At 67.5% G+C, this 13,949-nt stretch carries 12 protein-coding genes and 1 tRNA gene; 5 read left to right on the top strand and 8 right to left on the bottom strand.

All coding sequences use genetic code 11. From position 1 onward, the window contains the following. Positions 1-65 precede the first annotated feature (65 nt). The 3 genes from pstA to RHOSA_RS0102515 all read right to left on the bottom strand — a co-directional run bounded on the left by pstA (position 66) and on the right by RHOSA_RS0102515 (position 4,124). On the bottom strand, positions 66-1,373 hold the full coding sequence (gene pstA / locus RHOSA_RS0102530; RefSeq protein WP_037255575.1) for a phosphate ABC transporter permease PstA: 1,308 nt from the start codon (positions 1,371-1,373) through the stop codon (positions 66-68). After that, positions 1,366-2,748, bottom strand: coding sequence for a phosphate ABC transporter permease subunit PstC (gene pstC / locus RHOSA_RS0102525; protein ID WP_027287457.1), 1,383 nt, complete (start codon positions 2,746-2,748; stop codon positions 1,366-1,368). The genes pstA and pstC overlap by 8 nt, the downstream gene beginning before the upstream one ends. Positions 2,749-3,074: 326 nt before the next feature. Then, a complete protein-coding gene (locus tag RHOSA_RS0102515) occupies positions 3,075-4,124 on the bottom strand; it encodes a PstS family phosphate ABC transporter substrate-binding protein (RefSeq protein ID WP_027287456.1) in 1,050 nt (349 codons plus the stop codon). Positions 4,125-4,499: 375 nt separating this feature from the next. On the opposite strand from RHOSA_RS0102515, the gene RHOSA_RS0102510 reads away from it, so the two are divergent. Then, positions 4,500-4,784, top strand: coding sequence for a hypothetical protein (locus RHOSA_RS0102510; protein WP_156092473.1), 285 nt, complete (start codon positions 4,500-4,502; stop codon positions 4,782-4,784). Positions 4,785-4,836: 52 nt separating this feature from the next. Here the strand turns inward: RHOSA_RS0102510 and RHOSA_RS0102505 are convergent, their stop codons facing one another. The 5 genes from RHOSA_RS0102505 to hemC all read right to left on the bottom strand — a co-directional run bounded on the left by RHOSA_RS0102505 (position 4,837) and on the right by hemC (position 11,158). Next, positions 4,837-5,475, bottom strand: a complete 639-nt coding sequence (locus RHOSA_RS0102505) for a LysE family translocator (protein WP_037255571.1) — start codon at positions 5,473-5,475, stop codon at positions 4,837-4,839. A gap of 230 nt (positions 5,476-5,705) precedes the next feature. Next, positions 5,706-5,781, bottom strand: a tRNA-Thr gene (locus RHOSA_RS0102500). 259 nt (positions 5,782-6,040) lie between these two features. Further along, positions 6,041-7,462: a heme biosynthesis protein HemY gene (locus RHOSA_RS19900; protein WP_051431716.1), complete on the bottom strand. Its 1,422-nt coding sequence runs from the start codon at positions 7,460-7,462 to the stop codon at positions 6,041-6,043. Between the two features lie 3 nt (positions 7,463-7,465). Continuing rightward, positions 7,466-10,195 carry a uroporphyrinogen-III synthase gene (locus RHOSA_RS24980; protein WP_051431715.1) on the bottom strand — a complete coding sequence of 910 codons (2,730 nt, stop codon included), beginning with the start codon at positions 10,193-10,195 and terminating at the stop codon, positions 7,466-7,468. Between the two features lie 3 nt (positions 10,196-10,198). Continuing rightward, positions 10,199-11,158, bottom strand: a complete 960-nt coding sequence (hemC, locus tag RHOSA_RS0102485) for a hydroxymethylbilane synthase (protein WP_027287453.1) — start codon at positions 11,156-11,158, stop codon at positions 10,199-10,201. Between the two features lie 115 nt (positions 11,159-11,273). Between hemC and tsaD the strand changes: the two genes are divergently transcribed. Genes tsaD through RHOSA_RS0102465 form a run of 4 tightly spaced genes read left to right on the top strand, consistent with a single transcriptional unit; the run spans position 11,274 to position 13,866 of the window. Continuing rightward, positions 11,274-12,314 carry a tRNA (adenosine(37)-N6)-threonylcarbamoyltransferase complex transferase subunit TsaD gene (gene tsaD, locus RHOSA_RS0102480; protein WP_027287452.1) on the top strand — a complete coding sequence of 347 codons (1,041 nt, stop codon included), beginning with the start codon at positions 11,274-11,276 and terminating at the stop codon, positions 12,312-12,314. A gap of 22 nt (positions 12,315-12,336) precedes the next feature. Next, positions 12,337-12,534 (top strand): hypothetical protein, encoded by a 198-nt coding sequence (locus tag RHOSA_RS0102475; protein WP_027287451.1) that lies wholly within the window; start codon positions 12,337-12,339, stop codon positions 12,532-12,534. Between the two features lie 39 nt (positions 12,535-12,573). After that, on the top strand, positions 12,574-12,858 hold the full coding sequence (locus RHOSA_RS0102470) for a type II toxin-antitoxin system RelE/ParE family toxin (protein WP_027287450.1): 285 nt from the start codon (positions 12,574-12,576) through the stop codon (positions 12,856-12,858). Between the two features lie 12 nt (positions 12,859-12,870). Beyond that, positions 12,871-13,866 (top strand): NAD(P)H-dependent glycerol-3-phosphate dehydrogenase, encoded by a 996-nt coding sequence (locus tag RHOSA_RS0102465; RefSeq protein WP_027287449.1) that lies wholly within the window; start codon positions 12,871-12,873, stop codon positions 13,864-13,866. Positions 13,867-13,949: the final 83 nt, after the last annotated feature.

Below are 13,949 nucleotides of genomic sequence, written 5' to 3'. Positions count from 1 at the left end.
CGGCTTCCGCCGCCATCGGAGTCTGGACTTCGGTCATCGCGTCGTACGTTCCTTGGCGTTGGAGCCTACCAGCGGCGCTCGAACTTCTTGCGCAGCAGCACGGCGGTGGCGTTCATCGCGATCAGGAAGGCGAGCAGCACCATGATCGCCGCGGAGGTCTTTTCGATGAAGGCGCGCTCCGGGCTGGTCGACCAGAGGAAGACCTGCACCGGCAGCACGGTCGACGCGTCGGTGATGCCCGTGGGCACCTCGACGATGAAGGCGACCATGCCGACCATCAGCAAGGGGGCGGTCTCGCCCAGCGCCTGGGCCATGCCGATGATCGTCCCGGTCAGGATGCCCGGCAGCGACAGCGGCAGCACATGGTGGGTCACCGTCTGAATGCGCGAGGCGCCGACGCCGAGCGCCGCCTCCCGGATCGAGGGCGGGACCGCGCGCAGCGCCGAGCGCGCGGAAATGATGATCGTCGGGAGCGTCATCAGCGACAGCACGATACCGCCGACCAGCGGGCTGGAGCGCGGGAAGCCGAAGAAGTTGATGATCACCGCCAAGCCAAGCAGACCGAACACGATCGAAGGCACCGCCGCGAGGTTGTTGATGTTCACCTCGATCAGGTCGGTCAGCTTGTTCTTCGGCGCGAACTCCTCGAGGTAGACCGCCGCCAGCACCGCGATCGGGAAGGACAGCAGCAGGGTGACGAACAGCGTCAGGAACGAGCCCACGGTCGAGGACAGGATGCCCGCCTGTTCCGGCTCGCGGCTGTCGGAGCCGGTGAAGAAACTGGTGTTAAAGAAGGCATCCACCCGGCCCTGTTCGGCCAATTGGTCGTGCCAAGCGATGAAGTTGGGGTCGAGCAGACGGCGGTCGGGCGGCAGATCGCGATCGACATAACCTTTCTGCAGCATGTCGATCTTGTCGTCGGTCTTGACCCAGACATCGAACGAGGTGCCGAGCAGGCTGGGATTGTCGATCACCTGCTGACGCACGGTGCGCGCCGCCGCGCCGGAGACGAAGCCGCGCAGCTCGCGCCGCGCCTGTTCGTCGGTTACATCCGGGAAAAGGGCGAACAACGCATCGTAGACGACAGGCCTGAAGTTGGTTTCCTGCAGGTTCTCCGGCGTCGGCTCGCCTTCCAGGCCGATCTGCTCGGCCGTCGGCGTCACGGTCAGCTGCATCTGGGTCTGCCAGAAGGCCGTGTAGCCGTTGAGCACGATACTGGCCAGCAGCACGGCCAGCATGCCGACCGCCGTCACCACGGCGATCACCCCGTAGAGACGGAAACGGCGTTCGGCGGCGTAGCGCTTGCGCAGGCGCGCTGCCGACAGATCCGGCCGGCGCACGGACAGGTCGGCGGTGTTCGAGGTGCTACTCATATTTTTCGCGGTACTTCCGAACGATGTGGAGGGCCACGACGTTGAGCGCCAGCGTCACCGCGAACAGCGTGATGCCGAGCGCAAAGGCCGCCAGGGTCTTGGCGCTGTCAAACTCCTGGTCGCCGGTCAGCAATGTGACGATCTGCACGGTCACGGTGGTGACCGCCTCAAATGGGTTGGCGGTCAGGTTAGCCGCCAAGCCCGCGGCCATCACCACGATCATGGTCTCGCCGATGGCGCGCGAAATGGCCAGCAGGATGGCCCCGACGATGCCCGGCAGTGCGGCCGGGAAGACCACCTGCTTGATCGTTTCCGACTGTGTGGCGCCCATCGCATAGGCGCCGTCGCGCAGCGTCTGCGGCACGGCGTTCATGACGTCATCCGACAGCGAAGAGACGAACGGAATGATCATGATGCCCATCACCGCCCCGGCGGCGAGCGCGGATTCGCTGGAGACCGAGAGACCGAGCCCGCCGAAGGTATCGCGGATGAACGGCGCCACCGTCAGAGCGGCGAAGAAGCCGTACACCACCGTCGGGACACCGGCCAGAATCTCCAGCAACGGCTTGACGCTGCCGCGGATCCGCTTGGGCGCGTAGTCCGACAGGTAGATCGCCGAAAACAGTCCGACCGGTACCGCCACCGCCATCGCGATCGCGGTGATCAGCAAGGTGCCGGTGAACAACGGCACCGCACCAAACGCGCCTTCCGCGGCAACCTGGTCCTCGCGGATCGCGGTTTGCGGGTCCCAGGTCAGGCCGAACAGGAAGTTGTCGATCGGGATCCGGCCGAAAAAGCGCACCGCCTCAAACAGGAGCGACAGCACGATGCCGATCGTGGTCATGATCGCGATCGTCGACGCCACGATCATCACGATCGTGATCACCCGCTCCACCTTGTTCCGAGCGCGCAGATCGGTGCGGATGAACCGCCGGCCGACGCCAAGCCCGATCACCGAGAGCGACAGGGCGGCGACCAACGCGATCGACCGCCCGAACGCGAACACGTCGTTGTAGGCGGCGGCCGCGCGCTCGATCTCCGGCGTCACCTCGCGGAAGATGCCGTAGCCGGCGGCAAGGTTCTGGATGTCGGTCATCAACAGCTGCAGGCGCTGCGGCGGCAGGTCCTTGGTCGCAGGATCGAGCGTCTGCAGCATCGCCCATTGGGCGACCTGCGGCTCGACCAGGAACCAGCCGGCGGCGAGCAGTACCCCCGGCAGGCCGCACCACAGCGCCAGATAGCCACCGTAGTAGCTCGGCAGGGAGTGCAAGTGGACCGGGTGCCCGCCCGAGACGGTGTAAGCACGCCGGCGGCCAACCCAGTAGCTGAACGCCAGGAGGGCCACCAGGGTAAGGAGGAAGACGGAGATGTTCATCGACCGTTCGGTCCCGCTGGTGCTGTGCGCCGGCCGCGCGCGCCGCTTCCGGAAGGGGCCTGGCGCTGGCGGTCAGCTGTATCGCGTTGGGCTGCCTCATCGTCGGCCCACCGGACATTAGCCGGTCTGTGCGCCGCCGTTCGTGCCCGCCCGTGGGACGGCAGCGCGGAGAGCCCTGAGGTCAACTGCGTCGGTATCGAAATTCGGGTCGGTGCGAAAGGGGCTAAACAAATCGCATGAGGAAATAGCGAGGCGGAAGCGGCGGCCGGAGCCAGTCCGGCCGCCGCCACGTCAGTCCGATCGTCACGCGGGCCGCGTGAGACCGCTTAGCCCGCGATGTCGTCCGGGTTCAGCGGCTCGAAGTTGCGCGCCTTGTTGGCCCACTCCTCACGCTGCTCATCCGGCAGCGGGATCAGGCCCTTCCCGACCAGATAGCCGTTCGGACCCCAGGTGGCGTCGCTCGTGAACTCCTTCACGTACGCCTCGATGCCCGGGATGACGCCGACGTGGGCGTTCTTGACGTAGAACCACAGGCTCCGGCTCAGCGGATAACGGTCCTCGGAGATGTTCGCGACCGTCGGAGCATAGCCGTTGATCTCGGCCGCCTGGATCTTGTCGCGGTTGGAGTCCAGGAAGCTGAAGCCGAAGATGCCGAAGGCATTGCTGTTCGAGGTCAGCTTCTGAACGATCAGCGTGTCGTTCTCGCCCGCCTCGATCCAGGCACCGTCGGAACGGTAGGTCAGGCAGATCTCCTCCATCTTGGACTCGTCCATCGAGGAGAGCATGTCGAACTCGCTGCAGCCGTCGAGCATCGCCATCTCGTTGAAGGCGTCACGGGTGCCGGATGTTGGCGGCGGGCCGTAGATCTCGATCTTCGCGTCCGGCAGGGAGCTGTCGATGTCGGACCAGGTCTCGTACGGGTTCTCGACCAGTTCACCGTCCTGCGGGACCTCGGCCGCCAGCGCCTGCCAGACCTGCTTGGTGGTCAGCTCGACCTTCGGGCCTTCAACCGAGTTGGCGAAGACGATGCCGTCGGAGCCGATCTTGACCTCGGTGACCTTCTGAACGCCGTTCTCCTGGCAGCGCTTCACCTCGGACGGCTTGATGCGGCGGCTGGCGTTCGTGATGTCCGGGTGCTGGGCACCGACACCGGCGCAGAACAGCTTCAGGCCGCCGCCGGAGCCGGTCGATTCGATGACTGGGGTCGGATACTGGGTTTCCTTACCGAACTGCTCCACGACCGAGGTCGCGAACGGATAGACGGTCGAGGAACCCACGATGCGGATCTGATCGCGCGCCTGGGCCGCAGCGTCGCCGCTCGGCAGAGCGGTCACCGCCGCCACGGCCGCGGCGAGTGCGATGGTCTTCTTCATCATGGTGTTATGACTCCGTTTCCCTGGAGTGAGCGCTCGCAAGGCCCGGACACCCCCTCTCCGGTGCCGGGCGCGCGGCGATCTTGGATGCCGCCGCTTTGCAGGCAGGAGTCCTAAGCGCCGCTGCGAAACCTTTTACTACAACGAGATGACACTTTTGTTTCGGCCGGTGCCGACGCACCGGGGCCCGTTACGGACGCAACTTTGATCAGTATATTTTAGCGAGATTTTTGATTAATATTAACACTTTTTAATTGCATTTGCGGTCCGCTGCTGGAAACTGGCTGGACGGACCTGATCGATCAGATCGCGTTCTGTGAGCGCGTGGATCGGCCTTTCGTCCTTGTGGATGCCGGCGACCTGAGGGAATGGCCGCGGGTGTTGCTGCCCCGGCTGTTCGAAAGGCTGGGCCTGATCTGGCGGGCATCGGTGCTGGAATGGACGCCGGCGCGCCGGATGCGGCTCGGGCGTCTCGACGGAGATCAGGACGATTGGTACCAGGACGTCCTGGGGAGCCGCGGGATCGGCCGCGAGCAAGGCGCCCCCCCAAGTTTGGCCCGGTTTCCCGAAGCCGACGGTATACGGTCGCACGTCCGGGAAGCGCTGGATTGGTATCGCGATCTCCGGCGGCGGCCCGAGTTCATCCCGGGCGGCAGCGCATAGGCCGCAGCGGTGCCCGTCCGGCAAACGGCTTGCCGCACGGGCACCGACGGCGTCACCGCTGGACCAGCGCCAACCGGATGGCCAACCCGCCCAACAGCGTCCCGGACACCACGTTCATCACGCGCTGGACGCGCGGGGAATGGTGCAGGCGCTTCGCACCGAGCCCGACGATCGTGGCCAGTGTCGAATTCACGATGATCCCGCCGATGTTGAGCAGGCTGCCGAGCACAATCATCTGCAGCCAGACCGGACTACGCTCCGGTTCGACGAATTGCGGCAGGAACGCGATCATGAACAAGGCGACCTTCGGATTGAGAAGGTTGACGATGACCGCCTGCCGAAACACCCGCCAGTTATCGGATCGGCCGACCTCTTTGGCATCGGCTTCGGGCTTGGCCAGCATCAGGTTGATTGCCAAGTAAACCAGATAGGCCGCGCCCAGCCACTTGACCGCGATGAACGCCAACGGACTCGCCTGGATCAAGGCGGCCAATCCGGCAGCCGCCGCCAGCGTGTGGACGAGCGATCCAACGGCGATTCCCCACGCACTGGCGTAGCCGGCCGCAGGACCCTGGGCTGCGCTGCGGGCGATCGTATAGGTCATGTCGGCGCCCGGGGTGAGGTTGAGGGCCAGGGTCGCCGCCAGGAACGGCAACAAACTGGCCCAGCTAGGTAGGAATTCTGGGAGCATGCCAGGCCTCCTTTCCACACAGCCGGCTCCGCTCAGCAACGAAGCTGCTTGAGGGAGAGTCCTAACATACAACCAACGGCGCGAATTTTAACTACGTTACACTTTTGGCGTGCACTGTGGGTCGGGCGCGATTAGCCGTACTGTCGGCGCGAGGCAGCCGCCTCAGCGAGCGCAGCACGCGGACGATCCAACGCTGACGGGATCATTCAACCAACCGCCCTTGGGCGGTCTGGTGCCGCGGGAGGGACTTGAACCCCCGACCCATGCATTACGAATGCATTGCTCTGCCAGCTGAGCTACCGCGGCCCCGGATCACGCGGTGCACGGCGTGCACCGGTACAAATAGCCAAGCGTATCGTCACTCGGCGGTTCGGAACCTAGTCAAGCCCCGCGCGCGCGTCAACGCCATCGCGCGGGGCCTTGTTGGCGATATCCAATGTCGTCTTGGACCGGTTCGTCCAGCGCGACGGCAGACTTCCACTTCGTCCGATGCAATTGAAGAAGCGCCCTGCGGCCAAGGCCGGCCCAATACGTCTGCGCCGTCGTCGCCGATCGCGCTGCCCGCTTAGCTTGCCGCCTGGCGCGGCCCGTCTGACTTGCCGGTCACGTCGGTCGCCTCGGCATCCTCGACATCCGGCTGCCCCTCGCCAGCGGTTTCCAGGCGGGCCAGGGTTTCGTCGGCGGCGAGACCGGCACCGGCTCGTGGCGGGGTCTGCCAGGCGAAGCTGTCGAACGTGCCGCAATGGCCACACACCGCCTGCCAATCGTCCGCCATGGCGCCGCAGGTGGTGCACAGCCACGCCGGATCGGCCGGCGCCTCGGTCGCCTTGCGCAGCCAGTCGCGCGCCGCCTCGCGGTCGTCGTTCTGCCGCTCGGCCAGTTCGGCCAGTTCGCGGCAAACCTCCTCGCTCGGCTGCTCGCCGCCCGCGGCCTCCAGATGACGGCGGGCATCGGCCCACTGCTCGGCCCGCAACGCCGCACGGCCCAATGCCAACGCGCTTTCCCGGTGGGTCGGCGCCTTGTCGGTCAGGCGCTTGACGCGGGCGTAGCGCTCCTTCTCCGTCTTGGCCGGGCGGGCCTTGAGGTAGAGCGCAACCAGATCCGGGTGCGGTTGGTGCGTCCAGGCCTTCTCGATCGCCTTGGCAGCGGCGCGACCACGGTCCTCGTCGATCATCAGCTGGGCGCGGACCTTGGCCGCCGGCACCAGGCTCGGCGCCAGATCAAGCGCTTCCTTGGCGTAGTCGCGGGCGAACGCCGCCTTACCTTCCGCCTGCGCCTTGCGGGCCAGCTCGGTCAGGATCACCGCACGGCGTCGGCGCGCGGTCTCGCGGTCGATCAGGTTGCGCTTGCGCGATTCTTCAACGGCCTCCAGCGCCCGCTCCAGTTCGCCCGCCTTGAGCGACAGATCGAACAGGCTGTTCAGCACCCAAGGCGTCTGCGGGCGGATGTCGTAAGCCTGGCGGGCGTACTCCAACGCGCCTTGCAGATCGCCCTCCCGCTCGGCCTGGCGTAACAGGCCGCGCAGACCGAGGAAGCGGGTATCATCATCCTCCAGCATCCGCGAGAAGTAGCGCTTGGCCGCCTGCTCGTCGCCGTTCAGCTGCGCGGCCTGGGCGCTCAGCAGCATCGTGAGGGGCGGCTCGGACAGCAGGGTATCGGCGCGACGGGCGTGGCGCCGGGCCTCGTCCGGCTCGCCCGCGGCAACCGCCACCATGCCCTGGGTCAGAGCCTGGTAGCCCTTGCGCATGCGTCGATCGCTGCGGCCGCGCTTGAAGCCGCGCGGCAGCCCCAGGACCCGGCCCCACATCCGCCAGCTGATCGCCGACAGCGCCGCGATCAGGACGATGAACAGGATCAGGATGGCAACAGACGTCTGTACCTGCCAGCCGTACCACTGGATCAGCACGTCTCCTGGCCGATTGGCGAGCCAGACGGCGATGAAGACGAGGATCGCAACCTTGGCGAAAAAGATCAGTGCGCGGGTCATGGGTTAGTTCGCGCTCCCATCCTGATCGCCGCCGTTGCCCGTGGCCGATCCGGCGATCTCGCTCATCAGCTGGCTGCTCAGCTCCGACAGCGCCGTCTCGGCTGCCAGGCGGCTGTTGGCCTGGTCCAGCCAGCTCTGCATCTCCCCAAGGGCCGGGTCGGGCAACTGCTCGACGATCGCGACCGCCTCCTGCAGATTGCCCGCGGCCAGCTTGTTCTGCGCCCGGGCAAGGCGTGCGTCGACGCTGTCGCCTTCGGCCGACGCGTCGACCCGGCGCACGGTGATGACGTCGTTCAGCCGGCGCAGCACACCGCCCAGCATGCCATCCTGCGAGGCCCCCATGTCGGCGGCCACCGCCTCGGCCGCCGCGCGGTCGAACGCGGACGAGAGCTCGGCGCGGGTCGGGACCCCCTCGGCAGCCATTGGCTGCAACTGGTCCAGAGCCTCGGACAGCGCGCTGTCGCCGGCGACCACCTGCCGGGCGGCTTGCAGTTGCTGAGCGAACGGCGAGGAGAAACGCAGCGCGTCACGCAACTCCGCCACCGCCAGCGCCTTCGCCGCGGACCCGGCACCGCCATCGGCGGAGGCGCGGGCCGCCTGCTGTTGTTGCGCCAGCTGCTGGGTTTCGGATTCCAGGGCGTTCAGCCGGTCGGTCAGCGACTGCGCCGTCTCGCGCGTGGCAGCGGTCTGGCTCACCTGCTCGACCTGGCTGGAAAGCTCATCGACGCGGCTGGCCAGTGTGTCCAGGCGCTGGGCGGACTCGCCGCCACCACCGCTCTCGGCACTGCCAGTCGCCGCACTGGTAGAGGCACCACCTCCCTCAACGCGGCTGGCGAGCGTCTCCAGACGGGTGGTCGCCTGATCCAGCCGACTGGACAGTTGATCCACCTGCTCGCGCAGCTGCGCGACCTGCTGGCCGCCGCCCTCGGCCCCTTCGGACCCAGTACCGGCCGTAGCTCCGCCGGTCGCGCTCTGGGTTTGCTGCGCCGCGCTCTCCGCGGTATCGGCAGCCTGCTGCGCGGTCTGCCCCACATCTTCGAGGCGATCCTGCACATCCGCCAGCTGGCCCGAGAGGTCGGACACCGTCGCTTCCAGATCGCTCAGCGCTTGCTGACTCGCCGGCTGCACCTGCTGGTCCTGCGCGCCCGGCAGATAGGGCTGCCAGAGGTCGCGGGTGTAGATCGCGACCCCGGCACCGACCACCACGATCGCCGCGCCGAGGAACATGCCGGGCAACCAGCCCCGCGACCGACGCGGTGCCTGCGTCGCAGCGGCTGCAGGCGCGGCGCCGACGCGATCTTCGGCCGTGCTGGAAGCTTCCGCTTCCGCCCCGGCAGCGTGGGTGTCGGGTTCGGAAACCTCGGCGTCCTCGGGCGCCTCCTCGGACATATCGTCGCGGTCGACCTCCTCGGCCTCGATCGTTTCCGGCGTGTCGCCCGACTCGCCCCACGGGCTGCCGACGGCCGGGGAGGCACGCAAGCTCTCCTCGCCCGAGGCACTCAGCACCGCCCGATCAAGATTGATATTGTTGGCATGCGCGGCCGCCAGGATCTCGTCGTGCCGGGATTCCGGGATCGCGCCCCGGTTCTTCCAGCCCTGTACGGTCGACACCGCCACGCCCAGCTTGGTCGCCATCGGGCGGATGCCCCCGAAGCGCTGGATGACAGCGAGTGCCCGGTTGTTGGACGGGTCGGCCGTCTCGCCGTCCTGGGGCTCGCTCGTCTCGGCCGTGTTGGCAGCAACGCCCTGGACAGCGTCCGTGTCCGTGCCTTCAGGGCCGCCCTGCTCTACGGTGCTGTCCTGCTTTTCCGGCTCGGACGGGGTCTTGTCGTCTTTGTCTTGCTGGGTCATGGCATCCTTCGTCGCGGCTTGGGCCGTCGTGGATGGCGCGGGCGATGGTCCCGATATCGACGGCGAACGGCCGTCGGGGTGATCTGAAGGTTGGACGGAATCCCCGGTATCAATTGCGTCCAGCGCCGCCAGCAATGCCTGCCGGTCTGGCCGCTCGGCGACCCGTACATCCGCCCAATGCAACCCCTGTGCGGTGGCGGTCGAGTCCAGTCCTTGCCCGTCGGATCGGGACGCACGCCCCTGCCGCACGCCGTCCCGCAGTGCCGAGGCGACCGCTTCGGACAGGCAAATTGCCCGAACCCGCTCGCTGGTGTGTACGATCCCCTCTGCGTCGAGAAGCGTAACAAACACTTTCGCAGTTCGGGGAGAGAAAAAAAGGGCTGCGTCAACAGTGCCACTCTGCAAGGCCGTCCGCGTCTCTTGGGAGAGACGTTCGGCAGGTACGGCCTCGTAAAGCGGTGTACGTCTGACTTCGAAACCCGCCGCGCTCAGCCGTTCCTGCAAACGGCCGGCCGTAACCGTCCCCGCAGCGTGCAGCACCGGCCCGTCAGCCGGATCGAGCCGGTCGATCGCCAAGTCAGCCAGCGCCTCGGCATCGCCGGCGGCGCTCTCAACCCCGACGAACCCGGCCTTTCGCGCGGCCTCCGCACTGGCTTCCCCGACCGCAAGAACACGCACGTCGCGGTCCCCAGACAGCTCGGCAAAGGCACGTACGCCGTTCGCCGAAGTGACCAGGAGCGCCTGTACGTCCGAGACATCAAGCTCGACGTCGCGTACGCGTATGTCCAGAAGCGGCTCGATCAACGCGTGGTGGCCGCGGGCTTCCAGCTCGGTCACCAGCTCTTCCGAGTCCGCCCGCGGGCGCGTGACCAGCACCCGCATGGCTTAGAACAGGTCCGCGTGGCGCTGGAAGAACTCCTCGCCGGCCGTGGCGCGCAGCTCTCGACCGGCATCGCGCGCTAGGGCGTCGGCCTCCGACACCGGGCCAGCGCGCTCGGCCCGCCAGGCTTTGGAACCATCCGGCTCCGCCAGAAGCGCACGCAGACGAATCTGCTGCTGGGCGTCGTCGGTGTAGTCGCACAGCACGCCGATCGGCGTCCGGCAGGAGCCCTCCAGTTCCTCCAGGCAGGCCCGCTCGGTCACCACACGCAAGCGCGATGGCGCATGATCGATCGCTGAGATCAGCGTGCGCGCCCAGTCATCGTCCGCGCGGATCTCCAGGCCGATTGCGCCTTGCGCCACCGCCGGCAACAATTCGTCGGTGGACAGCACGGCGGTGGCGTCTTCCGCGATGCCCATACGGCGCAGACCGGCCAATGCCAGCATGGTCGCGTCAACCTGGCCCTCGCGCAGCTTCTGCAAGCGGGTCTGCAGGTTGCCGCGGAAATTGACCACCGAGAGATCCGGGCGCAGTGCCATCACCTGAGCCTGCCGGCGCAAACTGGAGGTGCCGACCGTGGCGCCCTTCGGCAGCTCGGCAATACTCGCCGCCTTGTCGCAGAACCAAGCATCGCGCGGGTCCTCGCGCGGCAGAATGGTGGTGATCTCCAACCCCTCCGGCAGCCAGGTCGGCACGTCCTTCATCGAATGCACCGCGACGTCGACCCGGCCGTCATGCAGGGCGTCCTCCAACTCCTTGGTGAACAGCCCCTTGCCGCCGATCTCGGCCAAGCGACGCTTCTGCTCGATGTCGCCGGTGGTCTTGACCTCGACGACCTCGATGCGTCCTTCCGCGGCCAGCTCCGGGTGCGCGGCTTCCAGTTTCGCTTTGGTTTCATAAGCCTGGGCGAGCGCGAGCTTACTGCCGCGGGTGCCCAGGCGCAGGGGTCGGTGCGCGTGTGCCATGGGAAACTGTCTATGACCTGCACGCATCGGGTTCAAGCGCTTGCTGCCGCGACCCTGTGTCCACCGCGTATCCGTCCTCTGGCACAGCCGGGCCCAGGTGCCTAGAATCGACGGTATGATCGTACTGGCCGTGGAAACCTCCTGCGACGAAACAGCCGCCGCCGTCGTCGTCCGTGACGGCGAGGGCCGGGGGCGTGTGCTGAGCAACGTCGTGCTGTCCCAACTTGAGGAACACCGCCCGTTCGGCGGCGTGGTGCCGGAGATCGCCGCGCGCAGCCATCTGGACCATCTGGACAGCCTGGTGCAGCGCGCGCTCGACGACGCGGAGGTCGGCCTTGACTCGCTGGACGGCATCGCTGCCACCGGCGGGCCGGGGCTGATCGGGGGGGTGTTCGTCGGCACGATGACCGCCAAGGCGATCGCGGCAGCACGCGGCCTGCCGTTCCTGGCGGTCAACCATCTGGAAGGCCACGCCCTGACCGCCCGCCTGACCGAAGGTTTGGCGTTCCCCTATCTGCTGCTGCTGGTATCCGGCGGGCACTGCCAACTGGTCGAGGTGGCGGGGGTCGGCCGCTACCGCCGGCTGGGCGGCACGGTCGACGACGCCGTGGGGGAAGCGTTCGACAAGACGGCCAAGCTGCTCGACCTCGGCTACCCCGGTGGGCCGGCGGTGGAACAGGCGGCCCGCGCCGGCGATCCACAGGCCATCAAACTGCCGCGACCAATGGCGGGTAAACCCGGCTGCGACTTCTCCTTCTCCGGTCTGAAGACAGCCGTGCGCCAGGCGCGCCAGCAGATGGCCGCGTTCGACGCCCAAGCCGCCGCCGACCTCGCCGCCAGCTTCCAGGCCGCAGTCGCGGACGTGCTCGCCGACCGCTGCCGGCACGCGCTGACGCAGTTCGAGGCCGACACCGGCCAGCCAGGGCCGCTGGTGGTCGCTGGCGGAGTCGCCGCCAACCAAGTACTGCGCGCCCGCCTGCACAACCTCGCAGCCGAGCGCGGCACCCGCCTGGTCGCCCCGCCGCTCGCGCTGTGCACCGACAACGCCGCGATGATCGGCTGGGCGGGCCTGGAACGTCTGGCGCTCGGCCTGAGCGACCCACTCGACTTCGCCCCCCGCCCCCGCTGGCCCCTGGAGTCGCTGACGGGCGCTTGAAGTCCATGATAGGATTGCCGGTATGGCAAACGACCCGCAGAAGACTCGAGACCCCGCGATCGTCCCCAATGACGAACGGCCCCACGACCTGTCCCAGGAGGAATGGGCAGCGATCCAGGAAGCGCGCGCGGACCTCGCCGCCGGACGGCATTATACGCAGGAAGAGATCGAAGCCTGGATCCGCGAGCGCCAAGCTGCCCGCCATCGGCACAACGACTAGCCCCCCTGCTGCTACCCAGATGTTGAGTGGCATTCTGTCATGCGGGTCATCTGGTCACGGAAGGCGCGTCGCGATCTTGAGGCGATCCAAAGCTTCATCGGCGCCGATAATCCGGAAGCTGCGGACAGAGTCGAAAACGCTGTCGTGGAAATAACCCGCCGCCTAGCCTCCTACCCGCGCCTTGGCCATCTCCAAGACGGCGGTTTCCGGGAAATCATTGAACCGCGCTATCGCTACATAGTGCGCTATGACGTGTTCTCCGACGACGCGACGGCCGGGCGTGTCCATATCCTCTCCATCTGGCATCCCAAACAAACGCGGTAGGAAGATCGCATCATGCAGCGCTTTGCGGTGATCGGAGGCGGTGCCTGGGGCACAGGGTTGGCGCAGGCGCTGGTGCGTGCCGGGCGCGAGGTGACGCTTTGGGTGCGCGAACGCGAGGTCGCCGAGGAGATCGCCGAAACGGGCGAGAACCGTACCTTCCTCCCGGACATCCCGCTGAGCTCGGAGATCTGGGCCACACCCGATCTGGAGGAAGCGGTCGACGGGGCGCAGGCCCTGCTGCTCGCCGTGCCTGCGCAGCACCTGCGCGCAATGGCGCGCGCACTGCGCCCAAATCTCGGGCCCGAGGTGCCGCTGGTGATCTGCGCCAAGGGAATCGAGGACGGCACACTCGCCCTGATGAGCGAGGTGCTGGAAGCCGAACTGCCCGGCTGGCCGCTGGCCGTGCTGTCCGGCCCGACCTTCGCGGTCGAGGTCGCGCGGGGGCAGCCGGCCGCCGTCACGCTGGCCACGCGCGATCCCGTGCTGGGCGACGCGCTGACGGCCGCGATCGGCAGCCGGACCTTCCGCCCCTATCTGTCGGACGACGTCGTCGGCGCGGAAATCGGTGGGGCGGTCAAGAACGTGATCGCGATCGCCTGCGGCATCGTCGACGGCCGCGCCTTGGGGGAGAACGCGCGTGCCGCGCTGATCACCCGCGGCCTGGCCGAGGTCTCACGCCTGGCGTTTGCCAAGGGTGCGCGGGCGGAGACCGTGACCGGCCTGTCGGGGCTGGGCGACCTGACGCTGACCTGCGTGGGCGCGGGCTCGCGCAACCATTCGCTGGGCGTGGAACTCGGCAAGGGCCGCTCGATCCAGGAGATCCTCGGCAGCCGCCGGTCGGTCGCCGAGGGCGTTTTCTCCGCCCGCGCCACCGTCACGCTCGCCGAGCACCTAAACGTGGAAATGCCGATCGCCCAGGCGGTCGACGCGGTGGTCAACCAGGAGGCCGAGATCGCTGCCACGATCGACGCGCTGCTCGCCCGGCCGCTGAAGAGCGAACATCGCTAACGGGGGGGGGGCGTGCCGCCCATTCCCCCGCCCCGTTCGTTCGGCTAGCCTGCCCCGCGCCTACCGGTTATCCGGGGGCTTGA

Origin of the sequence: Rhodovibrio salinarum DSM 9154, assembly GCF_000515255.1 — a bacterium.
GTDB lineage: Bacteria > Pseudomonadota > Alphaproteobacteria > Kiloniellales > Rhodovibrionaceae > Rhodovibrio > Rhodovibrio salinarum.
The sequence above is the reverse complement of the archived record's forward strand: the minus strand, read 5'-3'. Positions and strand labels throughout refer to the sequence as shown.

What these genes read in the sequence shown, in the direction of transcription:
- pstA (WP_037255575.1), bottom strand. Translation starts at nt 1,373, where the DNA reads ATGAGTAGCACCTCGAACACCGCCGACCTGTCCGTGCGCCGGCCGGAT.
- pstC (WP_027287457.1), bottom strand. Translation starts at nt 2,748, where the DNA reads ATGAACATCTCCGTCTTCCTCCTTACCCTGGTGGCCCTCCTGGCGTTC.
- RHOSA_RS0102515 (WP_027287456.1), bottom strand. Translation starts at nt 4,124, where the DNA reads ATGATGAAGAAGACCATCGCACTCGCCGCGGCCGTGGCGGCGGTGACC.
- RHOSA_RS0102505 (WP_037255571.1), bottom strand. Translation starts at nt 5,475, where the DNA reads ATGCTCCCAGAATTCCTACCTAGCTGGGCCAGTTTGTTGCCGTTCCTG.
- RHOSA_RS19900 (WP_051431716.1), bottom strand. Translation starts at nt 7,462, where the DNA reads ATGACCCGCGCACTGATCTTTTTCGCCAAGGTTGCGATCCTCGTCTTC.
- RHOSA_RS24980 (WP_051431715.1), bottom strand. Translation starts at nt 10,195, where the DNA reads ATGCGGGTGCTGGTCACGCGCCCGCGGGCGGACTCGGAAGAGCTGGTG.
- hemC (WP_027287453.1), bottom strand. Translation starts at nt 11,158, where the DNA reads ATGGCACACGCGCACCGACCCCTGCGCCTGGGCACCCGCGGCAGTAAG.
- tsaD (WP_027287452.1), top strand. Translation starts at nt 11,274, where the DNA reads ATGATCGTACTGGCCGTGGAAACCTCCTGCGACGAAACAGCCGCCGCC.
- RHOSA_RS0102475 (WP_027287451.1), top strand. Translation starts at nt 12,337, where the DNA reads ATGGCAAACGACCCGCAGAAGACTCGAGACCCCGCGATCGTCCCCAAT.
- RHOSA_RS0102470 (WP_027287450.1), top strand. Translation starts at nt 12,574, where the DNA reads ATGCGGGTCATCTGGTCACGGAAGGCGCGTCGCGATCTTGAGGCGATC.
- RHOSA_RS0102465 (WP_027287449.1), top strand. Translation starts at nt 12,871, where the DNA reads ATGCAGCGCTTTGCGGTGATCGGAGGCGGTGCCTGGGGCACAGGGTTG.